The organism is Streptomyces sp. NPDC054841, assembly GCF_053611045.1.
In genome coordinates this window covers 1-24,074 of sequence record NZ_JBSGZO010000086.1, presented here as the reverse complement: position 1 = coordinate 24,074, position 24,074 = coordinate 1, and the positions used below count along the sequence as shown (strand labels likewise).

18 protein-coding genes are annotated in these 24,074 nt (G+C 72.3%); 6 read left to right on the top strand and 12 right to left on the bottom strand.

The genetic code is table 11. The features are described 5' to 3' along the window. Positions 1–143: 143 nt before the first annotated feature. From fxsT to ACWGI8_RS14810, 8 genes are all read right to left on the bottom strand, one after another. The gene (gene fxsT / locus ACWGI8_RS14845) at positions 144–3,140 is read right to left on the bottom strand and encodes an FxSxx-COOH system tetratricopeptide repeat protein (RefSeq protein WP_453660992.1); all 2,997 of its coding nucleotides are present in this window, start codon (positions 3,138–3,140) and stop codon (positions 144–146) included. Positions 3,141–3,195: 55 nt separating this feature from the next. Further along, complete coding sequence (locus ACWGI8_RS14840) at positions 3,196–4,590, bottom strand: aKG-HExxH-type peptide beta-hydroxylase (RefSeq protein ID WP_453660990.1); 1,395 nt, start codon at positions 4,588–4,590, stop codon at positions 3,196–3,198. Then, positions 4,587–5,813 (bottom strand): radical SAM protein, encoded by a 1,227-nt coding sequence (locus ACWGI8_RS14835; protein WP_453660989.1) that lies wholly within the window; start codon positions 5,811–5,813, stop codon positions 4,587–4,589. The genes ACWGI8_RS14840 and ACWGI8_RS14835 overlap by 4 nt, the downstream gene beginning before the upstream one ends. A 156-nt stretch (positions 5,814–5,969) precedes the next feature. After that, on the bottom strand, positions 5,970–6,161 hold the full coding sequence (gene fxsA / locus ACWGI8_RS14830) for an FxSxx-COOH cyclophane-containing RiPP peptide (RefSeq protein ID WP_453660987.1): 192 nt from the start codon (positions 6,159–6,161) through the stop codon (positions 5,970–5,972). Between the two features lie 48 nt (positions 6,162–6,209). After that, positions 6,210–9,563: an SAV_2336 N-terminal domain-related protein gene (locus ACWGI8_RS14825; protein ID WP_453660985.1), complete on the bottom strand. Its 3,354-nt coding sequence runs from the start codon at positions 9,561–9,563 to the stop codon at positions 6,210–6,212. Positions 9,564–9,570: 7 nt separating this feature from the next. Beyond that, entirely contained in the window at positions 9,571–10,608 is a 1,038-nt protein-coding gene (locus ACWGI8_RS14820; protein ID WP_453660983.1) for an AAA family ATPase, read from the bottom strand. A 103-nt stretch (positions 10,609–10,711) separates the two neighbouring features. Next, positions 10,712–12,805, bottom strand: coding sequence for a VMAP-C domain-containing protein (locus tag ACWGI8_RS14815; protein WP_453660982.1), 2,094 nt, complete (start codon positions 12,803–12,805; stop codon positions 10,712–10,714). Continuing rightward, the gene (locus ACWGI8_RS14810; RefSeq protein ID WP_453660980.1) at positions 12,802–13,320 is read right to left on the bottom strand and encodes a CU044_2847 family protein; all 519 of its coding nucleotides are present in this window, start codon (positions 13,318–13,320) and stop codon (positions 12,802–12,804) included. The genes ACWGI8_RS14815 and ACWGI8_RS14810 overlap by 4 nt, the downstream gene beginning before the upstream one ends. 224 nt (positions 13,321–13,544) lie before the next feature. Here ACWGI8_RS14810 and ACWGI8_RS14805 point away from each other — a divergent pair, with 224 nt between their 5' ends. Next, complete coding sequence (locus ACWGI8_RS14805; protein WP_018102711.1) at positions 13,545–13,730, top strand: DUF6104 family protein; 186 nt, start codon at positions 13,545–13,547, stop codon at positions 13,728–13,730. A 279-nt stretch (positions 13,731–14,009) separates the two neighbouring features. On the opposite strand, the gene ACWGI8_RS14800 is transcribed toward ACWGI8_RS14805, so the two are convergent. Continuing rightward, positions 14,010–14,789, bottom strand: a complete 780-nt coding sequence (locus ACWGI8_RS14800; RefSeq protein WP_453660978.1) for a hypothetical protein — start codon at positions 14,787–14,789, stop codon at positions 14,010–14,012. Positions 14,790–14,958: 169 nt separating this feature from the next. On the opposite strand from ACWGI8_RS14800, the gene ACWGI8_RS14795 reads away from it, so the two are divergent. Both ACWGI8_RS14795 and ACWGI8_RS14790 read left to right on the top strand, forming a co-directional pair. Then, entirely contained in the window at positions 14,959–15,903 is a 945-nt protein-coding gene (locus ACWGI8_RS14795; protein WP_453660976.1) for a DUF4097 family beta strand repeat-containing protein, read from the top strand. 1 nt (position 15,904) lies between these two features. After that, positions 15,905–16,906: a helix-turn-helix transcriptional regulator gene (locus tag ACWGI8_RS14790; protein ID WP_453660975.1), complete on the top strand. Its 1,002-nt coding sequence runs from the start codon at positions 15,905–15,907 to the stop codon at positions 16,904–16,906. Between the two features lie 92 nt (positions 16,907–16,998). On the opposite strand, the gene ACWGI8_RS14785 is transcribed toward ACWGI8_RS14790, so the two are convergent. The 3 genes from ACWGI8_RS14785 to ACWGI8_RS14775 form a co-directional block, all read right to left on the bottom strand. After that, positions 16,999–18,345, bottom strand: a complete 1,347-nt coding sequence (locus ACWGI8_RS14785; protein WP_453660973.1) for a cellulase family glycosylhydrolase — start codon at positions 18,343–18,345, stop codon at positions 16,999–17,001. 62 nt (positions 18,346–18,407) lie between these two features. Then, the gene (locus tag ACWGI8_RS14780; RefSeq protein WP_453660971.1) at positions 18,408–19,373 is read right to left on the bottom strand and encodes a zinc-binding dehydrogenase; all 966 of its coding nucleotides are present in this window, start codon (positions 19,371–19,373) and stop codon (positions 18,408–18,410) included. Between the two features lie 160 nt (positions 19,374–19,533). After that, on the bottom strand, positions 19,534–20,754 hold the full coding sequence (locus ACWGI8_RS14775; RefSeq protein ID WP_453660970.1) for an NAD(P)-dependent malic enzyme: 1,221 nt from the start codon (positions 20,752–20,754) through the stop codon (positions 19,534–19,536). A 555-nt stretch (positions 20,755–21,309) separates the two neighbouring features. On the opposite strand from ACWGI8_RS14775, the gene ACWGI8_RS14770 reads away from it, so the two are divergent. Genes ACWGI8_RS14770 through ACWGI8_RS14760 form a run of 3 tightly spaced genes read left to right on the top strand, consistent with a single transcriptional unit; the run spans position 21,310 to position 24,028 of the window. Continuing rightward, on the top strand, positions 21,310–22,281 hold the full coding sequence (locus ACWGI8_RS14770; RefSeq protein ID WP_453660969.1) for an ABC transporter substrate-binding protein: 972 nt from the start codon (positions 21,310–21,312) through the stop codon (positions 22,279–22,281). Between the two features lie 47 nt (positions 22,282–22,328). Beyond that, a complete protein-coding gene (locus ACWGI8_RS14765; protein WP_453660967.1) occupies positions 22,329–23,270 on the top strand; it encodes an amino acid ABC transporter permease in 942 nt (313 codons plus the stop codon). Then, on the top strand, positions 23,267–24,028 hold the full coding sequence (locus ACWGI8_RS14760; protein WP_453660966.1) for an amino acid ABC transporter ATP-binding protein: 762 nt from the start codon (positions 23,267–23,269) through the stop codon (positions 24,026–24,028). Before ACWGI8_RS14765 ends, ACWGI8_RS14760 begins: the two co-directional genes overlap by 4 nt. Positions 24,029–24,074: the final 46 nt, after the last annotated feature.

Genomic DNA, 24,074 nt, shown 5'->3' with positions numbered 1-24,074 from the left:
CCCCGGGTGCGCAGCCGCAGCTGGTCACCGTGGTCTTCGCGGCCTGCGTCCTGGAGGCCGGAGTCCCACCGGCGGGCCCGGCCCGCGCGCGCTGATCGGGTGGGCCGGGCCCTCCGGCGTTGCCGTGCCGGGCGGTGTCCGGGTCAGATGGTCTGCGGCTCGAAGTCCCAGTAGGGACGGTTGCGGGAGCGCGCGGAGACCGTGTGGACGTGCTGGGGGCCGAGCGTCGCCGCGAGATCGCCGAGCGCCTCCGCCTCGACCTTGTCGGCCCGCTGCCGCTCCCGCAGGCCGCGCAGGTCGGCCGCGTACGCGATCCGCGCGGACAGGGTCAGCGGATGCGTCCGGCCCAGGACCTCGGTGGCCCGCTCGATGGTGGTCCTGGTCAGCTCGGCGGCGCTCTCCGGATCGCCCACCAGGTTGCGCAGGGCCGAGGCGTTGATGGCGCAGCCCAGTGTCCAGGGGTGGTTCTCGCCGACGGCCCGCTCCATGTCGACGAGCGCGTTCTCGACGAGTACGTGCGCCTGTTCCCGGTCGCCGACGTTGCGCAGGATCAGGGCGTGGTTGCCCCGGGTGCCCGCCACGTAGGGGTGGCTCTCACCGAGCATGTCGGCATAGCCGCTGACGACGCGTGAGCTTATGTCCCTGGCCTGGTCGATGTCTCCGTGCTCCCGTGCGAAGCAGCACTGGCTGGCGGCGAACATCATGGTGAGGGGGTCGTTCTCGCCGAGGACACGCTCGGCGCGCTCCAGGACCCGGGTGAAGACCTCCTCGGCCTTTCCGCGGTCACCCATGCGGTAGTGGCACAGGGCCAGGTTGTGCTCGCCCCGCAGGGTCTGCGGATTGTCCCGGCCCATGACGAGCCGGTGCACGCGGACGCTCTGCGCCTGGAGGGACTCGGCCTCGTGGTAGCGGCCGAGCAGTCGCAGGTCCGTGGCGTAGTTGATCTCCGAGTAGAGCGTCCAGTTGTGCCGGGGCCGCAGCAGTTGCTTGCGCGCCTCCAGGGTGCGCCGGTTGAGCTCCAGGGATTCGGAGTACCGGCCGAGCAGCCGCAGGGACATGGCCAGGTTGTTCTGCGCGCTGAGGGTGCGCGAATCCTGCTCGCCCAGCAGCTCCCGGTAAGCAGTGAGGAGCCAGGTGGACAGTTCCAGGGCCTCGTCGTACCGTCCGAGCCCGCGCAGATCGGCCGCGAGACCTCCGGCGGCCCGCAGATGCTCCAGGTCCTCCGGACCCCGTTCGGCGCGCAGGTGCTCGACGGCGGCGCGCTCGATGGCTTCCGTCCCGGCGTAGTCGCCGAGGGCACGGTTCAGGTTGCCGTAGTGGTAGCTGAGGTCCCAGATCCTCGGGTGGGTCTCGCCGAGCAGCTCCTGCCAGGCCCTCATGGCCCGTTCGCCGAGCTTGATGCCCGCCCGGTACTCGCCGGAGAGGTACATGTAGCGCAGGCAGTTGAGGACCAGGGTGTGGACCGCGGGGTCGGTGCTTCCCAGCACGTCGGCCGACTTCAGGTGCGGGGTGATCTCCGCGTACCGCGGCCAGAGCCGGGTGTCGGTGGGGCGCCCCGGATCGGCGCCGGCGAGGGCCCTGCGGACGACCTCGATGAACTCGCCGCGGTCCCGCTCGGGCATGTCCTTGTGGACGATCTGGTGCACCATGCGGTGCAGATAGAGCGACTCCCCGGCCGACGACGCCTCGTCCGCGAGCGACTCGTGCGACTCCAGCCGTACGACCGAGTACTGCCGCAGCTGGGCGATCGCCTTGTTCCACAGCAGCGGGTCGTTCATCAGCCCGGACAGCTGTTCCGGGAGCACGCCGGGGGGCATCTCCTTCAGCAGCCGCACGGGAATGGAGCCCGGGGCGAAGAAGGTGCACAGACGCAGCAGGTCGACGGATTCGGGGACCGTCTCGCGGAGCTTGTTCAGCAGTATCGACCACGCGGTCTGGAAGGCCAGCGGGAAGTCGGCGGAGACCTTGACGACGTCCTGGTCGATGCCGCCTTCGAGGAGCTCGATGTACTCCTCGACCGACATGTCGGAGTCGTTGAGCCAGCCCGCCGTCTGGTCGAGCAGCAGCGGGAGGTCCTCCAGCGCGTGGGCCAGCTGGTCGGCCTCGGAGTGGGTCAGGCGCGGGGCGCGGCGGCGGATGAAGGCGACGGACTCCTCGCGGTCGTAGACCGGCACCTCCAGCAGATTGCTGTTGTGCTCGCTCCACTCCGGGTTGCGCGAGGTGATCAGTACGTGGCCGGGGCCGATCGGCACCAGGTCCCAGATGTGCTCGGGCTCGTCGGCCCCGTCGAGGACCAGCAGCCAGCGCGAGTACGGCTCGCCGCGGCGCAGCGCGTCACGGACGGCGCGCAGCCGCTCGCCGTACTCGGCGCCGGTGGACAGGCCCAGCGCCGGGGCGAGTTCGGCGAGCTTCTGCCGGTAGGTGACGCGCTTCTCGGCGGACACCCACCACACGACGTCGTACTCGGAGCCGAAGCGGTACACGTATTCGGCGGCCAGCTGGGTCTTGCCCACGCCCGACATGCCGTGCATGGTCACGACGCCGGCGCCGGGACCGGCCTCCTGGAGGGCGTGGTACGCCGAGTTGAGCAGGCTCTCCCGGCCGGTGAAGCGGGTGTTGCGACGCGGCACGCCGCCCCAGACCTCGGGGGTGTCCGCGGGGTAGCGGGGGCCCTGGCGTGCGTCCGCCGGCGCCGCGAGCGGTTCGGTGGGCAGGTCGAGGCGGGCGAGGAGGCGCCGTTCGGCCTCGTCCGCGCCGACGTTGGTGAGGTCGGCGGCGGCGAAGACGGCGGTGGCGGCAGGGAGGGTGGAGGTGGTGACGGAGACGGCGGCGAAGCGGTCGGGGTCGGCGGCGACCACCTCGCGCAGTGCCCTGTTCCACTCTTCGTGGCTGCGCGGGCCGAGCTGGAAGTACCAGTCGCTGAGCAGGACGAGGATGCGGCCGGGGGCGAGCATCAGGTCCTGCAGGTTCTCCTCCAGCGGGGTCCGTACGGGCGGGTCCCAGCGCTGGAAGACCACGCGCATGCCGCGCCGCTCGAGCCGGTCGCCGATCCAGGCGGCCCAGGCCCGGTTGAAACCGGCGAAACTGATGGTGACGGTACGCGCCCCGGTTGCTCCAACTTGCTTACGCGCTCCGGGCATTCAACCGTCTCCCTGCTTCGTGGCAATCCATATGAACATACAACGGGACGCGGCTTCACCGCTGAGTTCCGTTGCGCTGGCACCAGATCACGCGCGCGGTGTTGACATATGCCGCCGCCCTCGCCAAGTGCCCCAAAGGGGGCGGACGATCAGCCAGATGGTCGTAGAGCGCGATCATCTCGTTGACCACGGTCCTCCCCTCCCGGGTGAGCGCCCCGGAGGCCGCGAGGACGGGAAGGACCGCTCCGACCTGTTCCCGGCAGCGGGCGTGCTCGGCCCAGGCCATGTCGCGGTGCGGGGCGCTCTGCGCGCCCAGCGCGAAGCGATGCCAGTAGTCGGCGAGCGCGAGGTGCGAGTACGCCCCCTGGAACAGACCGTCGAAGGGCCGGGGGTCGGGCCGCCAGGGCGCGAAGTGCCGGGGCGCGGGGTCCTCGTGGTGCAGCGGGGTGTGCGCGCAGAGGGCGGCCAGTTTGGTGTGCTGCAGCTCGTGGACCAGCGTCGCCGCGAAGTAGGCGGGCGTGGACGGCTTGCTGCTGAGGACGGCGCCGAAGGCCTCGCGCCGGGTGCCGCTGCAGTGCGAGGCGCTCTCGCCGGTGGGCCCGGAGCCGGGCGGCGGCGCGAGTGGCACCAGACAGCGCAGCAGGACCGCCGCCTCCGTGACGCGGTGCTCGCCGCCGATCCGGAGCAGGGGCTCGACCCCGGACCACGACTCCGCCCAGTCCTTGCGCTCGCTGTCGTCGAGCCCGGCGGCGGCGCTCAGCCCGTGCCGCTCCAGACCGCTGTCCGCGGTGCGGTACGGATGGAGGTCGTCCAGGGGTACGGGGTGGGCGTCCGGCAGCACGGCGGGCAGGGTGAGCACGGACTGCCAGCGCGGGTCGTCGCAGTGCGCGGCGCCACCGGACGCCGTCCGTACGGTGACGGTGAACGCCGCGGCGCCGGACCGGCGCAGTGTCAATCGTCCGTCGTCGAAGGCGAGATCGACGGGACCTGCTGAGGAAGCGCGCAGGCTCCCCAGGGCCGGGAGCGCCAGCAGACCGTCGTGTGCGGTGAGCCGGGCCGTGAAGGACAGCCCCGCGCGGATCGCGCACGCTGCGGCCAGCGCCCCGAAGTGGTCCAGATCCACTCGGAGTCGAGGCTGCGGGGAAGGACTGGTCAGTCCGTGCAGACACCGCTGCGCCCAGGGGCCGGTCAGCGGATGGAGCAGCAGGGCCCGCACGGCGCCCCGGTCCGCGCGGTCGGCGGCCTCCAGCAGCGCCCAGTCCTCGTTCAGCCGCCGCAGCGCCTGCGGTGGGCAGACGTCGGCCGGGGCGGCCTGCGCCGCGTCGAGGAGTGCCCGCAGCAGGACGAGCCGGCGCGTGTGCTGGTCGCGTACGAGCACACCGAGGGCCTCGGCCCCGCCTTCGGTGCGGCCGAGTTCGCGCAGGACCCGCTCGGGGAGCGCGGGGCTCACCGGACGGCTCCCGCGGTGGCGCCGGCCAGCCGGCCAGCCACATGGCGGATCAGCCGGTCGAGGTCGGCGCAGTAGACCGACGGGTTGGTGAAGCCGTCTCCCGCCCGGTAGCGGTGGGCGTAGTGGCCGCCGCCGCAGACGGTGAGCAGCGGACAGGCGCGGCACTCCGCGGCGAGGGCGGCCGCGCCCGCCTGCCGGGCGGCGATCCCCGGGTGGTCCAGCGCGTCGTCGAAGGTGTGACGGAAGACGTCCAGTCCGGTGGCGGCGGCCGTGTCGTAGGCGGACTTGAGGGAGTCGACCTGCTCGATGGCGCCGTCGGTCTCGACGACCACGGCGTTGACGGGGTCGAGCCCGAGGGATTCGGTGGCACCGGGCAGGCCGAGGAGCAGGGCGATGCACTCCTCGAAGAGCCGGATCCGGGTCTCGCGCCGCCCGGCGGGCCACCACCGGTCGAAGACGGCGACGAGCCAGTCCCCGTAGGGGGCCTGCTGAGCCCTTCTGGGAGTCCCCCCAGGCGAAGCTTCGGGGGAGGCTGAGGGCACGGCCGAAGGCCGTGCCGGGGGTCCGGGGGCGAAGCCCGCAGGCGCCCCGAGCCCCGGCGGCGGACTCGTCCAGTTGCCGTGCGGCAGCAACAGATCCACGGCCGGGGGCTCGAGCGTGAGCAGCGACTCGTACATCTCGACGGGGTCGGTCCGCGGATCGACGACCGTGAGGATGCCCGCGTACGCGTCCGGATGGCGCTCGGCGAGCAGCCGGGCCCCGCGCGAGGCGGCGGGCCAGGACGGCCGTCCCGCGTGGTCGGTGCGCCGGGTGTTGTGCGCGGCCAGGCCGCCGTCGAGGCTGAGACCGATGCGTACGCCGTGGCGGGCGAGGGTGCTGACGCGGGCGTCGGTGAGCAGGGTCGCGTTGGTCTGCACGGTGGCGTGGACCGTGCAGCGCGCCGGCACCCGGTCGCGTACGAGCTCGGTGAAGGCCGCGAGCCGCCCGGCGCCCGCGAGCAGCGGCTCGCCGCCGTGCAGGACGAGCGAGAGTTCACGCAGGGCGTGCGCCTCGGCGTGCTCGGCGATCCGGGCCGCGGTGCGGTCGAGGACCGCGGGCGACGCGGCCGCGGGCCGGTCCTGCCAGGTGCGGTCCGGGCCCGCGTAGAGGTAGCAGTACCGGCAGGCCAGATTGCAGCGGCCGTGCGCCTTGACGATGAACTGCCCGAACGGCACACGGGGCATCGTCCGACGAGACACTCCGGCACCCCCATGCTTCACGTACCGTGGGACGGCCCCCGTTGCCGGTCCGAGGCGAGTATCCCTGGCGGGCCCGTCGGGCAAACCCGCACCAGGGAAGGTTGTCCTGTTCGACGGAGTCCCGGGCCGAAACCGTGCGGCTCAGAACGCGTTGGTGAAGCCCCAGAGCATCTCCCGCGGCCGCTCGGCGCGGCCCCGCAGATCCTCCAGCACCTCGGAGAGCACCGGGTGGTCCAGCGTCCGCAGCTCCTCCAGGTCGAGGCCCAGCAGATCGGGCAGTTCGCCCCGTGGCTCGTCCGCTCCCGCCGCGCCCTTGTGCACCGACTCGCTCATCACGCCTCCCCGTTGCCGTGTCCGCGCCCGTGTGCCGCGGACCCGCGCTCATCGCTCCAGCTCGGCCAGCCGCTCCGCGGTGGCTGCGCCTTCCGCTCCGCCGCCGTCCGGCAGCTTGCGCCACTCCCGGGCGGCGGCCCGGTACGCCTCACGTGCGGCCCTCGGCCGGCCCGCCTCCTCATACGTCCTACCCCGCCAGTGGTTGGCCCTAGCACCCAACACCACGGCGTCTTCGCGCAGTTGTGGATTCTCCAGCTCCGCTTCGGCCGCCCGGGCGGACTCCGCGGCGCCGCGGAACGCCTCGGCCGCCTCGTCGAGCCGGGCGGGTCTGCCCAGGCTCTCGTACGCGGCCAGATGGGACCTGCCGAGCTCCAGCCAGCAGTCCGCCGCGAGCAGCGGATCGCGCGCCTCCTGCGCCGCGAGCCCGAAGAGATACTCGGCCTCGCGCAGGTCCACCCGGTCGTCCGACGCCCGGTGCCGCAGCATCAGCGCCCGGCCCAGCATCAGCAGCCGCTCGGCCTGGTGCGCGCTGCCCGCCGCCGTCTCCGTACGGCAGTCCCGCAGCACCCGGACCGCTGTGCCGATGTGCGCCCGGCCGTCCGCCAGTTCCGCGCGGCGCAACAGGGCGCTGCCCCACTCGGCGAGCAGATCGGCATGCGCCCGGGAGTCGCGCGGGACGCCGCGCGCGGCGCGGGAGAACGACTCGGCGGCCCGTTCGAGCCGGGCCGGATCACCGGACCGGTCGTACTGGTGGACACCGGCCCGGCCCGCCCTCGTCTGCAGCGACGCGCGCAGTCGCGGCTCATGGACCGTCTCGAGCGCCTGCTCGATCAGGGTCTCGGCCTCGTCCACACCGTCGCCGGACCGCAGCAGGGCGTCCACCAGGTCCAGCAGGATCTGCCGGCGGCCGCCCGCGGTCTGCCCGCCGCCGTCCGCGACGAACGCCTTGCGCAGCGAACGCGCCGCCTGCCCCGCGTACACCAGGGACTGCTCGGCGTCGGCCGTCGCCCCGGAGAGCCGCAGCAGCGTCCTGCCGTGTGCCAGCGGCAGACTCACCGGCCGGTTCTCCTGGTCGGGCCAGACGTCGGCGAAGGCCTCCAGCATGCCGACGGCACCCTGCAGCAGGGCGGTGTCACCGCCGAGGCGCCATTGGGCCTCCAGCGCGCGCACCCGTTCCAGGGTGAGCCGCAGGGCGTCCGCGGAGTCGAGACCGGGCGCGGCGCAGGCCGCCGTGTACTCACGGTCGGCGCGGCGCAGCAGCTCCAGCGCGCCGCGCCGGTCGCCGCGGCGCCGCCGGTCGTCGGCCGCGGCGTGCAGGACCTTGGCCAGGACGGCCCGTTCGCGTACGGCACCGGGATACGCCGAGGCCCGTTCCGCCGCGCGCTCGGCCTCCCGCAGCAGCTCGCTGCCGCCCTGGACCTCCCACAGCCGCAGCAGGCAGCGCGCGAACTCCGCCCACAGCTCGGGGTCGGAGCTCGCCCGCCGATCGCGTTCCGTGGCGCCCCGCAGCAGCTGTACCGCGTCCATCAGGTACTGCACCATGCCGTCCGCCTCGAACTGCCGCAGCAGGGTGCGGGCACGCTCCACCGCGGCGTGCGCCGTCCGGCCGGGGTCGGGCCGCTCGACGCTCCCGTACGGCGCGAACTGCTCGGGAAGCGGCATGAACCGTTCCAGGACCCGCGCCGCGACCTCGGCGAAGGGGTGCGGAACGCGCTGCTTGCCGTTCTCGCCGCTCTCGCCGTTGTCACCGTTCTCGCCGCCGTCGTCGTCCGGGCCGCCGGGCGGGTACGGGCTGTGCCTGCCGTCGTCCAGCTGGGCGAGGGCGAGGGCCGGGAAGTTCGGCCCGCCCTTGCCGAAGCGCTGCTCGATGTACTCCGAGCAGTGCTTGAGCACGAGCAGCGCCTCGTCCCGCCCCAGCGGTCCGAGCAGCGCCTCCTGGACGCCCGGGGCGAATTCGTACCACTGTCCGTCGTCCCGGCCGTCGCCCTTGGCGCGTGACAGCAGTCCGCTCAGCAGCACCTCGGCGAGCTCGGAGGGTCCCGAGTCGGGCAGCATCGTCCGCTGCACCAGCTGCATGACGGGCAGATACAGCGGGGCCGCGGCCAGATAGACCGCGAGCTGTCCTGCGGCCGGGGAGGCCGCCGACCGGAAGGCGCTGACCAGCCGGAGGGAGGAGGGCCTCGGGCCGGTGCGGGCGGCCGGCGCGGCGGGATGGTCCGTACGCACCCAGCCGACCGCGCCGGAGACCCGGCCCGCCCCGGTGCCCGACAGCAGCCTGGCCCAGGCGCCGAGCGCGCCGGCGACCGGCGGCAGTACGGGGACCGGCAGCTCGCCGTGGACCTGCCGGGGCGGCACCGCCGCCTCGTCGGTGACCTTCAGGACGGCCGCGCCGGCGATGCCTTCGCCGCGGGAGAGCACACCGTAGGTGACGGGCAGCCTCGTACGGCTCCACAGACGCTGCGGCAGGGGCTGCACGACGGCGGCGGGCGCCTGCCGGGCCAGGTGGTGCAGCAGCCGGTGGGCGCGTCCGCTGTGCCACAGGGGTCCCGCGCAGTCGCTGAGCAGGACGGTGACGCGGCGGCCCGTGGGATCGCTGAGCCGGTCGGCGGAGTGCAGCGGCGCGGCGGCCGCGTCGAGACTGCGGCTGACCACGGGTGATCCGTCGGGCCCCTGGTGCAGATAGCGCACCTGGACATCCCGGAAGGCTCCCAACTGGCCGAAGATCTGCTGGAGTTCGCCGAACAGCCGGTCCCACACGCGCATCGACGAGGAGGCGTCCATGACGAACTGCAGCAGCGCGTCCGCCCGTGAGACGCCGCGGAACACCGGGATGATCAGCCCGCCCGCGCGGGCGCTCTCCTCCGCGGTCGCGTTCTCGTCCAGGGTGGTGCGCAGCGGCGGCGTTGCGGGCCGGTAGCGCTGCAACGGGCGCAGGGCGCGCTGCAGTTCGAGCGGCGCGGGGAGCGTGGGGGCGGCCGGTACGCCGACGGTGAGCGCGGCGGATCCGGTCTCGCGGGCCGTGGCCGGCGCCTCCTGGCGCGGTACGGGGTACAGGGCGATACGCCGGTCGTCGCCCATCACGTCCGGCGGGGGCGCGGGGGTGTCGTCGTCCGGCGCGTCCGGGGCCGCGGCGGGGGCCCGTGAGGCGGCGGCCGACGGCGTCGCCCCCTCCTGCGGGCCCGGGCGGATCGTGCCGGGCTCCGTACCGGGCGCCGGCGGTGGCTCCGGGCGCCGGGTCCACCGAGCCAGCCAGAGGGCGTCGCAGAGCTGCTCGGCGTCGGGGTCGAGGCCGGCTTCGCGCAGCCGGGCGACGAGCGCGGGCAGCAGCCCGCCGTCGTACGACCGCGCCCCGTCGTCCACTGGTGGGCCGGCGGGTCCGTGCCGTGCGCTTGCGTCGGGCATCAGAGGATCACCTCGGCCGGTCGAGTCGCTGGATGAGCAGGTCGGCCAGGCGGTCGCGGCCGGCCGGTGCGGCGGCGTCGGTGAGATAGATGGCGTTCAACAGCTGGTCGGTGGCGAGGAGTTCACTGCGCGAGCGCTCCAGGAAGTGGGCGATGAGATCCTCGCCGGAGCGTGCCGCCTCGTCGCCGAGGTGGGCGCGTACGAAGGTGGCGAGCCGCTGATGGTCGGGGCGGCCCAGCTCCAGGTGGATGCAGCGGCGCATCAGGGGCGCCGGGAAATCGCGCTCACCATTGCTGGTGAGGACGACGAACGGGAACGCCCGGCACTGCACCCGGCCGCCCGTCACGGTCGCCTTCGTGCCGTCGTCGGTGAGGACCTCGGCCCGGCCGTCCGGCAGCCGGTCGGCGATCCGCTCCAGCTCGGGGATGCCGAACTCGCCCTCCTCCAGCACATTGAGGAGGTCGTTCGGCAGGTCGATGTCGCTCTTGTCCAGCTCGTCGATGAGCACGACGCGCGGCCGGTCCGCGGGCAGCAGAGCGGTGCCCAGCGGGCCCAGCCGGATGTAGCTGCCGATGTCGTCGGCCAGTCCGGACCCGGGCTCCCGCGCGGCGCTGTGCGCGGCGATCTGGACGTCCTGGAGTCTGGCGATCGCGTCGTAGTGGTACAGCCCGTCCTGGAGGGTGGACCGGCTGACGATGGGCCAGCGCAGCACCCTGCCGAGACCCAGCTCATGGGCGACGGAGTGGGCCAGCGTGCTCTTGCCCGCGCCCGGGCTTCCGGTGACGAGCAGCGGACGCCGCAGATAGAGCGCAGCGTTGATCATTTCGAGCTCCTCGGCGCCCGGCCGGTGCAGCTCGGCCACATGCCGGTAGCCGCCGAGCCTGCGGTCGGCCGAGCCGTCCGTGTGCTCGCCCGGCTCGCCGTCCGCGCCGGCCGCGTGGCGGCCCGCGAAGTCCCGCCAGGGCGGCGGTGGCGGCAGGTGCTCGATGCCCTCGTGAGGTTCGCCGGCCCCTCGGTAGATGAGCCACTCGCTGGGTTCGCTCATAGCGTCTTCCTCGTCGTCACTCGTCCGCAGGGGGCAGCAGCCGAACGTGCCTTACGGTAGCGATCCGTTGTACCCCCCGTAAGGGGATGACCGGCCGCGCGGTTCACGGCGCCTCCAGGAACTGGCCGGAGCCGGGCAGCGGATGGTGCGGATCGTCGTAGAACAGCGCGACCCCGTCCGACCAGTACGTCTCCGTACGGCCCGCATGCACCCCCCGTCTCAGTTCATGCACCTTCCGCGGCAGTTGGTCGGCGGTCGCCGCCTCGGCGACGGTGTCGGCCGACCGTCGGTGGAACTCCGTGCAGACCGTGTCCGGCCTGCCGTTGGCGCGCCGCCAGAGGGCGACTCCGAAGCCGCCGTCGAGCACCCGCACGAGCCCCGCGGCGTCGTCCGGCTCCGGCCCGGCGCCGTACCGGCAGAGCACCGGCACCGTCCCGTGCGCCAGCGAACGCAGCTCCGCCGCCTCCGGTACGGGTACCCGCAGTCCGTCCTCGCAGTCGACGACCGCGGACCGTATCAGTGCGTTCCGCGTACGGTTCCAGCGCGCCAGGCGCTCCGCCGCCTCGTCGTCCGTCAGCGGGGGCGGGAGGTCGGAGCAGCGGACGACCACGGGGCGCGCCACCCCGAGCGGCGGCCCGTCCGGCGGTGCGTGCCACCTGTCGACATCGAGGCCGAGCAGCGCCCGGACCACGGCGACCTGGAGGACGGCGGGACTGTCCGGCTCGTCGCACCGCCGGAACGCCTCGGTCAGCGGCGCGGCGATCCGCGCCGCGAGCGCTTCGAGTGCGGTGCCGTGGCTGTCCTCGGCGACCGGCAGGACGTCCCCGGTGTGGCGGGAGACGCCGATGCGCCAGTCGTAGCGGTCCCGTTCCCAGCCGCGCGGCTCCAGCTCCAGCAGCACGAAGGGGCGTTCGTCCGCGCGCCGGGCCGGATCGTGCAGGGACAGGGGCGCCCGCTGGTGTTCGTGGTCCGGGCGGTGGCGGCCGGTGTGCCAGAGCAGAGTGAGCTCGTTGCGGAACTCCCGGGAGAGGCGTTCCTCGGCGATCCGCTTCACCCACTCCCACAGGGACTTTTCCGCAGTGATGGTGGACGGTGTGGCATAGGGCCGGTCGGCGGCGATGACGCTCATGCAGTAGCGCAGGACCAGCTCCAGCGCGCTGTCCCCGCCCCGGGCGTCGTACAGCGCGCCGAGCCCGTCGCGCCAGCCGCGCGGAGCGGGACGGTGGTCGCGCGGATGGCTGCCCGGGAGCCGCTCGAGCTGGTCGAGGAGGCTGCGGGTGCTGACCGGGGGCGGGAACTCGGCGAGCCGTCCGAGCAGGTCGATGCGCTGCTGCGGATTGAGCGCGCGGCCGGCGCCCGCGCGCAGTTCGCTCTGTGCGTCGGCCCAGGTGTGGTCGGTTCCCACGGGGCTGGTGTGCCGGTCGGCGTGGTAGCGGTCATGTGCGTGGAAGACGGCCTGATAGGTGTCGTCCGACTCGGATGCGACCGCCGCGGTGGGCACGGGCAGCGAGCGCAGTCGCTCGACCCCGATGGAGGTGCCGCCCTGACCGCCGTCGGTACGTGACTTGAGTACGCCGACGACCTCGCCACGTGCGAGATCGACGACCGGCGAGCCGGAGACGCCGGGAACCAGCCAGTCCCCGTCGAGCCGGATCTGCTCGTCGGCGTCGGCCCAGCCGCCGTAGGTCCCCATGACCTCGCACCGCCCGGTGAGCCGCTTGGGCTCTCCGTCCACGACGGTCCAGCCCGCGTAGTGGACCGTGCCGCCTTCGAGCAGGGCCGTCGGGCGCTCGGTGACGTACACACAGGCGTGCTCGACGGGCCGCAGCAGCCGGATGAGCGCGAGGTCGGGCGGGGGCCAGCCGGCGGGCGGGCCGTACGCCGGCCGGCTGCCCGGGTTCTCGGGCAGGGCGGCGACCACCGTGCCGGCGACGGTGGTCTCGCCGCTGCCGGGTCCCGTCTCGAAGACCACGTTCACCGCGCGCCCCTCCCCCCGCATCGCCACATGCGCGCATGTGAGGACCCAGCTCGGGGCGATGAAGAAGCCGCTCCCCAGGAAGCCGCCGCCGGATCCGTCAGGGGCATACCCCGGCTGGTTCCCATGGACTCGTACGGTCGCGGCCATCACGAGGTTCAGCAGCGCACGGCGTGTGTGATCGGGGACGCCCCCTGCGCCCCGCACCGACCCGTCCGTCATGATCCGCCGCCGCCGGACGGGGCGGCCCCGTCCGGGTGCGCCGCCGCGCCGGGGGATGCGCCCGGTGGCGGGGCGGCGGGCATGGGCGGGGTGGCGGCCTGGGCGGGCACGGGGGGCGTGGGCGGTGGGGACGGCGTGGACGGCGTGGACGGCGTGTCAATGGGTGGACCGCCGTTCCAGGTGAGCGTGACCTTGATGGCGCCCTTCGCCTCGCCGTCCGCGAGCAGCCCGACGACCTTGCCCGCCTTGGCGGTGAGCTCGATGCCGAACTCGACGCTGACCTCGTCCGGCCGCACGGCCCGCAGGGGCTCCGCGAGCGAGCGCGCGACACCGGTCACGACACCCTGCAGGCTCTCGACCCTGGCCTGCACCTGTTCGGCGAATCCGACGTCGCTGTACGACAGCCCCGCCGGCGTACCTGGGCGCTCCAGCTCCTCGGCGCCGGAGATGCGCGCCCAGACCGGTGTGCCGTCCGGCAGCACGATGCGCGTGATGCGGGCCTCACTGTCACCCATGGCAACCCCCGTTCCCCCAACTCCCCGCAGATTAGCCCCCGTACGGAGCCGATGGGAGGTACACGGAGCAGGACGCCGGGGTGGGGCGGACCGGTTCTGAACGGGGCCGGCGGGAGGCACGTGGGGATCTTGCCCCCGGGACCCGCGGCCCCTCGGGGTCCCGGGGCGCCCGTGCACAGGGGGATGCGGGAAGGGCTCGCCGGCCACGTCCTACGCTTGTTCCCATGTACTTCACCGACCGTGGCATCGAGGAACTGGAGAAGCGGCGCGGCGAGGAGGAGGTCACTTTCGAGTGGCTCGCCGAACAGCTGCGCACGTTCGTCGATCTCAACCCCGACTTCGAGGTTCCGGTCGAGCGGCTGGCCACCTGGCTGGCGCGGCTCGACGACGACGAGGACGAGGACGAATAGAGGCGCCTCGACGACGAGGACGAGGACGAGTAGAGGACGAGTAGAGGACGAACAGAGGACGGGTAAGACGGGTAAGGGGCTCGCGTCCGCGGCGTCCCGCGGAGCCGTCCGGGCGGGCGTCCTGGCGGCTGTTCTCGCTCCGTCCGCGACGGCCCGAGGGCCCTCCGGCACCGGTGCCCTCGCCCCGTCCGCGACCGCCCGCGGGCCGTCCGGCACGGGTGTCCTCGCCCCCTCCGCGACCGCCGGGGTCTGCTGACCGCGCCTTCGCCGGGCCGCGCCTCAGGCGCGGGTCCTGGCCAGGCCGAGCAGGCCGTGGACCAGCAGAATGGCGCCGGCCGTGGTCCAGCCCGCGCTGCGGCGGGCCAGCCCCCACGCGGTCAGCGGCAGGCCGGCGGCGATCTGCGCCGCGGCCAGCGCCCGGGCCCCCGGAAGGCGCCGGGAGACGCCGGGCTCCGCCCGTACGGCATCGCGCCGGCCGTGCGCTTCCTCCTCCTCGACCTGCCCGGTCTCCGCGAGGAGCCGGGCGGCGGCACGGAGGCGGTCGGCCGGCTCGCCGGGGGCGAGGCCCGCGGGCAGGCTGAGGCCGGTGCGGGACAGTACGGCGATGAGCCCCCGGAGCCGGGCGCGGCCGTCCGCTTCGCGGTCGGGGCGGGTGAGCGGCTCCAGGTCCTGGACGTCCAGGACCGGGTCGAGCCCGAGCCGGGCCGCGAACGTACGCATGGCCTCGTCCTCACCGACCGGGGTGCCGTCCGCGAGCCAGACGTAGCCGACGGTGCGGCGGAAGCCCGCGGCGAGGGTGAAGCCGGCCCGGTTCGCGTCCCACCACAGGGCCAGCACGGGCCAGTTCGCGCCGACCGCGAGCGCCGCGGCCCATCCGGAGAGGACCCGCTCGACCGGTTCCGCGCCGCTCAGCCAGGGCGTGCCCTCCGGGACGAGCACGCTCCAGCCGTCGCCGGCCGCAGCCGGCAGGAGCCGCTCACGCAGCAGAGGGACCGAGGGCCATACCGCGGCCGGCTCGGCCCGGCAGAGCAGCAGGGCGCCCGCGGATGTCGCGTTCATGCCCCACACGCTAGGCCACTTCGCCCCCCTTTGCCGCGATGGTCCGCCCAGTTTGATCCACCGGACGGACCCGAGGACACAGGACCACCCTTGACTTCCCATATCCGCGATATATCGTGTTGTTGATGAGACGCGATATGTTGCGTCCAGGCCCGAGGAGGTCAGCACCATGCCAGACCCGACGTGGGAAGTCGCCGAGCCGAAGAAGCTCACCTTCGACGAGCCCGTCACGGCCCTCAGTGTGCGCATCGCCAATGGAACGGTGAACGTCGTGGGCACCGACGAGAGTTCCGCGCGCCTCGAGGTCACCCAGCTGGACGGCCCGCCGCTGATCGTGACGCGCAACGGCTCCACACTCTCCGTCGCCTACGAGGACCTGCCCTGGAAGGGCTTCCTCAAGCTGCTCGACCGCAAGGGCTGGCAGCGCAACGCCGTGGTGTCCCTCGCCGTCCCCGCCGCGGCGACCGTGGAGGTCGGCGTCGTCGGCGCCGGGGCCGTCGTCTCCGGCATCCGGGGGCGCACGGACGTACGCGGCATCAGCGGCGACACCACGATCGTCGGGCTGTCCGGCACGGTCCGCGCGGAGACGGTCTCCGGCAGCCTGGAGGCGCAGTCGGTCACCGGCGATCTGCGCTTCAGCTCCGTCTCCGGGGATCTGACCGTGATCGAGGGCGCGGGCTCGTCCGTACGGGCGGACTCCGTCAGCGGCGACATGGTCATCGACGTCGACGGGACGCCCACGGACATCCGGGTCACCAGCGTCTCCGGCGAGGTCGCGATCCGGCTGCCGCACCCCGCGGACGCGCGCGTCGAGGCCAACACCACGAGCGGGGCCGTGTCCAACGCCTTCGAGGACCTGCGGGTCAGCGGACAGTGGGGGGCCAAGAAGATCACCGGCACGCTCGGGTCCGGCAAAGGCACACTCAAGGCCACGACCGTCACCGGGGCCATCGCCCTGCTGCGACGCCCGCCGCAGACGGACGATCCGTACGACACGTACGACCCGGGCGGTCCGGACGACCCAAATGCCCCGGATGCCCCGGACGGCTTGAGCGGCCCGAACCGCTCGAACGGCTCGAACGGCTCGTCCGACAAGACAGGGAAGGTGCTCTGACATGCCGCCCGTTTTCGCCCACGGCCGCCTCCGCCTGTATCTGCTGAAGCTCCTGGACGAGGCCCCGCGCCACGGCTACGAGGTGATCCGGCTGCTGGAGGAGCGCTTCCAGGGGCTGTACGCACCGTCCGCCGGCACCGTCTATCCGCGACTGGCCAAGCTGGAGGCCGAGGGCCTGGTCACGCACGCCACCGAAGGCGGCCGCAAGGTGTACTCGATCACCGACGCCGGCCGCGAGGAACTGGCCGGCCGCAGCGGGGAACTGGCCGACCTCGAACTGGAGATCCGCGAGTCCGTCTCCGAACTCGCCGCGGAGATCCGCGACGACGTGCGGGGCGCGGCGGGGAAGCTTCGCAGCGAGATGCGGGCCGCGGCGACGGAGAACCGGCACCGCACGGGGCACACCGGCAAGGGGCAGCCGCCCTCGGGTGACTCCGGCGAGCCCGGTGGCTTCGGCGACTTCGGCGACTTCGGCGACAAGGAGGCGTGGCGGGCCGCGAAGGAGGAGCTGCGGCGCGCGAGGGAGGAGTGGAAGGAGCAGGCCCGCCGGGCGAAGGACGAGTCCCGCCGGGCCCGCGAGGACGCGAAGACCGCGCGCCGCCAGGCCAAGGAGGCGCAGGAGCAGGCACGGGAGGAGATCCAGCGGATCGCCCGTCAGGTCCAGGACCAGGTGCAGGGGCACTTCGTGCGCGGCGACTGGCCGACCGGCCTGCGGGAAGGACTCGCCGAACTGACCTCCCAGCTGGGCGGTATGGCCCGCGGCACGGCGTGGCCCCCGTACGTCAAGCCGGACCCGTCCGGCGCGGACCCCGACTGGGGGAAGGACACTCCCGGCACGGGCGACCCCGCCCGCGATCTGGAGCGCCTCCTCGACCGCTTCCGCGACGACATCCGCGACGCGGCTCGCGACCACGGCGTGACACCGGCCCAGTTGGGCGAGGCCCGTCGCCATCTCTCCACGGCGGCAGCGCACATCGCCGCGCTGCTGCACGGCGGGAGCTGACCGGTTCCCGGCGACCGGCCCCGGAGCGCGGGGCCGAAGGGCAGGGCCGGGCAACGCCGGCGGATGTGCGCACGGCCCCGCCGCCGGGGCCGTCACCCCCGGCCGACCGTCACCGTCACCCGCGCTCCCGGCTTCGCGTACACCCGGTCCCCCAGCCGCACACCGCCGGACACCGCGACCCGCCACCCCCTCGCGCTCGGCGGCAGCGACAGCTCTGTGACGTGGCCCCGCGCGTCGTACGACAGCCGGTACGTACCGCTGGACGGGTCCCAGTTCTCCTCGCGCACCACCCCGGCGACCGCCCGGGCGTACGGCGCCGCCGTCTGCTCCTTGTTCGTACGGAAGCGGCCCTGCCCGTCCACCGCGCAGTACCCGCCCCCGTAACACCACACGTAACCCGCCCACCCCGAGCTGTAGCGCGCGAGCGAGGCCAGCGCGTCACGGTAGAAGCGGGCCATGTTCGGGAGGGAGTTGTTGAGCGGGCCCCACTCCCCCACGACCACCGGGACGCGGTACTTCTTCGGGTAAGCGGTGACCGCGGCCTCGTACGACTCGATCCAGCCGGCCGAGGGGTCGTAGTCCGCACCCGCCTCCATCGCGGTGTTGTAGAAGTGCGGGGCGTACACGACCTTGGGATCCTTGATCTTCCCCAGGCCGGTCGGGACGCCTTCGCCGACGATCGGGGTCGGCTCCACGAAGACCCAGTTGTCGTCATCGACGGAACGGACCGCGTCCGCGAGGCGGTTGTACATCGTGGTGAGCTGGTCCCGCTCGATACGGCGAGCCGCGGCCGGCAGGTCCTCGCCCTCCCGCAGCTCACCCATCGGCTCGTTGATGAGGTCGTAGCCGATGACCGCGGGATGCTCCCCGAAACGGCCGGCCAGCACGCGCCACATACGCGCCTGGGCCCGCCGCAGGTCCTCGTCCTCGTACAAATGTGTGAAGGCCCGCTGCACGGCAGGCTCGAAGTACTCGGCGAACCAGTCGTCCGGGTGCGGGGTGAACGGCAGCCCGTCGGTCCGTGTCGCCCACTCCGGTATGCCGCGATGCCCGAACGCCGGCCCGAAGACGTCCTGGTGGGCGTCGATCAGAACCTGGATGTCGTACTTCTCGGCCCAGTCCAGAACACGTTCGATCTTCCGCAGGTACGTCTCGCTGTACCGGCCGCGCACCGGCTCCAGGTCGTCCCAGAAGACCAGCAGCCGGGCGAAGTCGAACCCTTGCGCCCGCATGTCGCGGAAGTGCTTCTCGGCGATGGCGGACAGGGCCTGGTCGCCGCGGTGGGTCTTGTCCTCGACGTTCCAGCCGCGCAGCGTCAGGACCCGCCCGCGGTCGTCGGTCAGCCGGGGTATGCCCGGCGCCGGGCCGTCCGCATGCGCGGGCGGTGTCCCCGCGGCCAGGACGACAGAGCAGGCGGCAAACGCAAGAAGGCGGTGCATGGCGACCTCCGGCACGGCGCGACGGCAGTGCCGGAGATCCCATCAAGACATCTGACGAACCATCAAGAGTTCGTCAGGACAATCTTCCCGAACAGCTCACCGGACGCCATCTTCTCGAAGCCCTCCCGCGCCCGGTCCAGCGGCAGCACCTCGTCGATCACCGGGCGCACCCCGGTCGCCGCGCAGAAGGCGAGCAGATCCTCGAGCTCGTCCTTCGTGCCCATCGTCGAGCCGACGATCTTCAGCTCCAGGAAGAAGATCCGGGTCAGCTCGGCGTGCGAGGGCCGGTCGCCGCTCGTCGCGCCGGAGATCACCAGCGTGCCGCCCGGGCGCAGCGACTTGACCGAATGCGACCAGGTGGCCGCGCCGACCGTCTCCATGACGGCGTCCACGCGCTGCGGCAGCCGCGCCCCCGGCTCGAAGGCGTCGACCGCGCCGAGCTCGACCGCCCGCTTCCGCTTGGCCTCGTCGCGGCTGGTCGCGTACATCCGCAGTCCCGCCGCCTTGCCCAGAACGATCGCGGCGGTCGCGACACCGCCGCCCGCGCCCTGCACGAGGACCGAGTCCCCGGGCCGCACTCCGGCGTTGGTGAAGAGCATGCGGTACGCCGTCAGCCAGGCGGTGGGGAGGCAGGCGGCCTCCTCGAAGGAGAGCTCCTTCGGCTTGGGCAGGACGTTCCACACGGGCACGGCGACCTGCTCGGCGAAGGTTCCCTGGTAGTGCTCGGTGAGGATGGAGCGGGGCTCACGCGGGCCCACGCCATGACCGGTCTGGCCGATGACCGAGTGGAGCACCACCTCGTTGCCGTCCGCGTCGACGCCGGCGGCGTCGCAGCCGAGGATCATCGGGAGCTTGTCCTCGGACAGACCGACGCCGCGCAGCGACCACAGATCGTGATGGTTGAGCGAGGCGGCCTTGACGTTGACGACCGTCCAGCCGGGCGGTGCCTCAGGAGCGGGGCGTTCCCCCAGTTCGAGGCCGCTCAGCGGCTGGTCACGGTCGATGCGGGCGGCGTAGGCAGCGAACATGACCTTGACGATAGGGGCGGACCGGTGCGCGGCGGAACCGCACACGGGTGTGACGCACACCCTCTTTGCCCCGGCAGCACACCGCAAACGCCACGGTCCCGGGCGCCACAGGGCGGCCGGGACCGTGGAGGTCCGGGGACGTCGGCCCCCGGGGAGAACATCAGCGGCGGGCGACGCCCTCCGCACGGGCCGCCGCGGCGACGGCCGCGGTGACCGCGGGGGCGACCCGCTCGTCGAACGGCGACGGGATCACGTAGTCCGCGGCGAGCTCGTCGCCCACCACGTCCGCCAGCGCGTTCGCCGCCGCGATCTTCATGCCCTCCGTGATCCGGGACGCACGGACCTGGAGGGCCCCCGCGAAGATGCCCGGGAAGGCGAGCACGTTGTTGATCTGGTTCGGGAAGTCGCTCCGGCCCGTGGCCACGACCGCGGCGTACTTGTGCGCCACGTCCGGGTGGACCTCCGGGTTCGGGTTGGCCATGGCGAAGACGAACGCGTCCTTCGCCATCGAGGCGACCGCCGGCTCCGGCACCGTACCGCCGGAGACGCCGATGAAGACGTCGGCTCCGGCCAGCGCGGCCTCCAGCGAGCCGGAGAGACCCGCGCGGTTCGTGATCTCGGCGAGCTCGCGCTTCACCGGCGTGAGGTCCTCGCGGTCCCGGCTGACGATGCCCTTGCGGTCGGCGACCGCGACATCGCCGATCCCGGCCTCCAGCAGGAACTTCGCGATGGCGACACCCGCCGCGCCGGCTCCCGAGATGACGGCGCGCAGGTCGCCCAGACCCCGGCCGGTCAGCTTCGCCGCGTTGCGCAGGGCCGCGAGAGTGACGATCGCCGTACCGTGCTGGTCGTCGTGGAAGACCGGGATGTCGAGCCGCTCCTGGAGCTTGCGCTCGATCTCGAAGCACCGCGGTGCCGAGATGTCCTCCAGGTTCACTCCGCCGAAGGACGGGGCGAGCCGGACGACGGTCTCCACGATCTCGTCGGCGTCCGTGGTCGCGAGCGCGATCGGCACCGCGTCCACGCCGCCGAACTGCTTGAACAGAATCGCCTTGCCCTCCATCACGGGGAGCGAGGCTTCCGGGCCGATGTCACCGAGTCCGAGCACAGCCGTGCCGTCCGTCACAACGGCCACGACCTGCGATTTCCAGGTGTAGTCGTGGACGAGCTCCGGCTGCTCGGCGATCGCGGTGCACACCTTGGCGACGCCCGGGGTGTACGCGAGGGACAGGTCGTCCTTGTTCCGCACGGGCACAGTGGCCTGCACAGCCATCTTGCCGCCGCGGTGCAGCGCGAAGGCCGGATCGAAGGGCTCACCGGTATCCCCGGGAGCACTCTCCGCACCGCCGTCGCTGCGAGGATTGACGATCTCCGCTGCCATGTGGTTTGACCCCTTAAGTCTTCATCAGTTGAGGGTGGCCGCTCCTGGTTGAGGAGGGGTGGGCGGGCACCGCGCACGTTCCCTGTACTAGGCGGTTGGCCCGCCCGTCAGGGGGAGGTACGTACGCGCGGGCGCGCCGCACAACGCGCCCTGAGCCCCGGATGAGGGGTGTAAGGATCCTTCATACCGGACGGACGGAACCGCTGACGAGTCCATTGGTCGCTCAGTGACCGCTCGGTGACACGACTCATAGCGGCATATGCTGACAAGTCAGGAACGGGCGGTGAAACGCACCATGAATCCTGTCCGCATGATGAGACAGACCGAAGATCTTCCGGCCGGAAGACCATAAAACCGCAGATGGTGCGGCATGGTCCGGTCCGGATGTACCGGCCTGTCGTAGTTCGGGGGTCACCCGTTATCCGATTTTGACATGCGGAGCCCCCTGAATATGTGGGTCCGAATGGCAAGATGCCGTAATCACACAAGGTCGCGACACTCGCTGTTGTGTGCCCGACCTAGGCAACTCCCACACTTCGCCGGAGGAACCCGACCATGACCGCAAGCACCACCCGCCGCTCCACCGCCGCGCGGACCCGTATGTCCCGCCTTGTCGCGGCCGGCGCGATCGCGGTCGCCGGCTCCATGCTGCTGACCGCCTGTGGCGACCAGACCGCGAACAGCGGCAAGGAGCAGGGTGCCGCCACGTCGGCCGCTCCGCTGGCGGACAAGCTGCCGCAGTCGATCCGCGACAAGGGTGTCGTCAAGGTCGGCTCGGACATCGCGTACCCGCCGGTGGAGTTCAAGGACGGCTCCGGCAAGGTCGTGGGCATCGACCCGGACATCGCGGACGCGATGGGCAAGCAGCTCGGCGTGAAGTTCGAGTTCGAGAACGGCACGTTCGACACCCTGATCACCGGTCTGCGCTCCAAGCGGTACGACATGGCGATGTCGGCCATGACCGACACCAAGGACCGCCAGGAAGGTGTGGACTCCGAGACCGGCAAGAAGGTCGGCGAGGGCGTCGACTTCGTCGACTACTTCACCGCCGGTGTCTCGATCTACACCAAGAAGGGCGCCGACAAGGGCATCAAGACCTGGGCCGACCTGTGCGGCAAGAAGATCGTCGTGCAGCGCGGCACGGTCTCCGAGGACCTTGCCAAGGCCGAGAGCGCCAAGTGCGTGAAGGCCAAGAAGGGCAAGATCACGATCGAGGCCTTCGACAACGACCAGCAGGCCCAGACCCGCCTGCGGGCCGGCGGCGCGGACGCCGGTTCCTCGGACTTCCCGGTCGCGGCGTACGCCGTGAAGACCTCGGGCGGCGGCAACGACTTCCAGATCGTCGGCGAGCAGGTCGAGGCGGCCCCGTACGGCATCGCGGTGGCGAAGTCCAACACCCAGCTGCGCGACGCGCTCCAGGCCGCGCTGGACGCGATCATCAAGAACGGCGAGTACGAGAAGATCATCGCCAAGTGGGGCGTCGCGGACGGCGCGGTGACCGAGGCCAAGATCAACGGCGGTTCCTGATCCGGTACGGGAATCTGACTCGGCACTGAAGCACTGAAAGGCTCCACGTGACTGACATCAAGAAGACGGACGCGGAAGACACACCGCCACCGCCGTCGGCGGGCCCTGAGGCCATCAAGGCCATTCCGGTCCGCCACTACGGCCGGTACGTCTCAGCCGTCGTCGCGATCGCGCTGTTCGCCGCGATCGTCTACGCCTTCTCCCAGGGCAAGATCAACTGGGGGGCGATCCCCGACTACTTCTTCGACCCGCGCATCCTCGACGGCGTCGGCAACACCCTGCTGCTCACGGTGCTGTCGATGGCGATCGGCATCGTCGGCGGCATCCTGCTCGCCGTCATGCGCCTGTCGAAGAACCCGGTGACCTCCTCCATCGCCTGGTTCTACATCTGGTTCTTCCGCGGCACCCCGGTCCTGGTCCAGCTCATCGTCTGGTTCAACCTCGGCCTGGTCTTCGAGTACATCAACCTCGGACCCGTCTACCGCGACGAATGGTCCGACTTCATGACGCCGCTCCTGACGGCGCTGCTCGGCCTGGGCCTCAACGAGGCCGCCTACATGGCCGAGATCTGCCGGGCCGGCCTGCTCGCGGTCGACGAGGGCCAGACCGAGGCCTCCCACGCCCTGGGCATGAGCCACACCAAGACCCTGCGCCGCATCGTCATCCCGCAGGCCATGCGCGTCATCGTGCCCCCCACGGGCAACGAGGTCATCAACATGCTCAAGACCACCTCGCTGGTGTCGGTGGTCCAGTTCTCCGAGCTGTTCCGCCAGGCCCAGGACATCGGCCAGACCTCCGGCGCACCCGTCGAGATGCTCTTCCTGGCCGCCGCCTGGTACCTGATCATGACCTCCGTCCTCAGCGTGGGCCAGTACTACCTGGAGCGCTACTACGCCCGCGGCTCCAGCCGCAGCCTGCCGCCCACCCCGCTGCAGAAGATCAAGGCCACCGTGTTCTCGGTACGCCGCCCGAAGGGAGTGACGGCATGACCGCCATGGTGAAGGCCGAGGGCGTCCACAAGTCCTTCGGCCACATCGAAGTCCTCAAGGGCATCGACCTGGAAGTCGCCCCCCGCGAGGTGTTCTGCCTCATCGGCCCCTCCGGCTCCGGCAAGTCGACCTTCCTGCGGTGCATCAACCACCTGGAGAAGATCAACGCCGGCCGGCTGTCCGTCGACGGCGAGCTCGTCGGCTACCGCCAGAAGGGCGACAAGCTCTACGAGCTCAAGGACAGCGAGGTCGCCCTCAAGCGCCGCGACATCGGCATGGTCTTCCAGCGCTTCAACCTGTTCCCCCACATGACGGCCATGGAGAACGTCATGGAGGCCCCGGTCCAGGTCAAGGGCGAGACCAAGGCCGTGGCACGGGAACGCGCCACCCGTCTGCTGGACCGCGTCGGCCTCGGCGACAAGGCCGGCAACTACCCCTCCCAGCTCTCCGGCGGCCAGCAGCAGCGCGTCGCCATCGCCCGCGCCCTGGCGATGGAACCGAAGCTGATGCTCTTCGACGAGCCCACCTCCGCCCTCGACCCCGAGCTCGTCGGTGACGTCCTCGACGTCATGCGCGGCCTCGCCGAGGACGGCATGACCATGATCGTCGTCACCCATGAAATGGGCTTCGCCCGCGAGGTCGGCGACTCGCTCGTCTTCATGGACGGCGGCGTCGTCGTCGAGTCCGGCAACCCCCGCGACGTGCTCACCAACCCCCAGCACGACCGCACCAAGGCATTCCTCTCCAAGGTGCTGTAGCGGACCGACCGTAAAGGGCGGGTACGGGCGCGATGCGTCCCGTACC

What these genes read in the sequence shown, in the direction of transcription:
- fxsT (WP_453660992.1), bottom strand. Translation starts at nt 3,140, where the DNA reads ATGCCCGGAGCGCGTAAGCAAGTTGGAGCAACCGGGGCGCGTACCGTC.
- ACWGI8_RS14760 (WP_453660966.1), top strand. Translation starts at nt 23,267, where the DNA reads ATGACCGCCATGGTGAAGGCCGAGGGCGTCCACAAGTCCTTCGGCCAC.
- ACWGI8_RS14775 (WP_453660970.1), bottom strand. Translation starts at nt 20,754, where the DNA reads ATGGCAGCGGAGATCGTCAATCCTCGCAGCGACGGCGGTGCGGAGAGT.
- ACWGI8_RS14780 (WP_453660971.1), bottom strand. Translation starts at nt 19,373, where the DNA reads ATGTTCGCTGCCTACGCCGCCCGCATCGACCGTGACCAGCCGCTGAGC.
- ACWGI8_RS14790 (WP_453660975.1), top strand. Translation starts at nt 15,905, where the DNA reads ATGCCGCCCGTTTTCGCCCACGGCCGCCTCCGCCTGTATCTGCTGAAG.
- ACWGI8_RS14825 (WP_453660985.1), bottom strand. Translation starts at nt 9,563, where the DNA reads ATGCCCGACGCAAGCGCACGGCACGGACCCGCCGGCCCACCAGTGGAC.
- ACWGI8_RS14770 (WP_453660969.1), top strand. Translation starts at nt 21,310, where the DNA reads ATGACCGCAAGCACCACCCGCCGCTCCACCGCCGCGCGGACCCGTATG.
- ACWGI8_RS14810 (WP_453660980.1), bottom strand. Translation starts at nt 13,320, where the DNA reads ATGGGTGACAGTGAGGCCCGCATCACGCGCATCGTGCTGCCGGACGGC.
- ACWGI8_RS14805 (WP_018102711.1), top strand. Translation starts at nt 13,545, where the DNA reads ATGTACTTCACCGACCGTGGCATCGAGGAACTGGAGAAGCGGCGCGGC.
- ACWGI8_RS14785 (WP_453660973.1), bottom strand. Translation starts at nt 18,345, where the DNA reads ATGCACCGCCTTCTTGCGTTTGCCGCCTGCTCTGTCGTCCTGGCCGCG.
- ACWGI8_RS14800 (WP_453660978.1), bottom strand. Translation starts at nt 14,789, where the DNA reads ATGAACGCGACATCCGCGGGCGCCCTGCTGCTCTGCCGGGCCGAGCCG.
- fxsA (WP_453660987.1), bottom strand. Translation starts at nt 6,161, where the DNA reads ATGAGCGAGTCGGTGCACAAGGGCGCGGCGGGAGCGGACGAGCCACGG.
- ACWGI8_RS14835 (WP_453660989.1), bottom strand. Translation starts at nt 5,813, where the DNA reads ATGCCCCGTGTGCCGTTCGGGCAGTTCATCGTCAAGGCGCACGGCCGC.
- ACWGI8_RS14815 (WP_453660982.1), bottom strand. Translation starts at nt 12,805, where the DNA reads ATGACGGACGGGTCGGTGCGGGGCGCAGGGGGCGTCCCCGATCACACA.
- ACWGI8_RS14820 (WP_453660983.1), bottom strand. Translation starts at nt 10,608, where the DNA reads ATGAGCGAACCCAGCGAGTGGCTCATCTACCGAGGGGCCGGCGAACCT.
- ACWGI8_RS14795 (WP_453660976.1), top strand. Translation starts at nt 14,959, where the DNA reads ATGCCAGACCCGACGTGGGAAGTCGCCGAGCCGAAGAAGCTCACCTTC.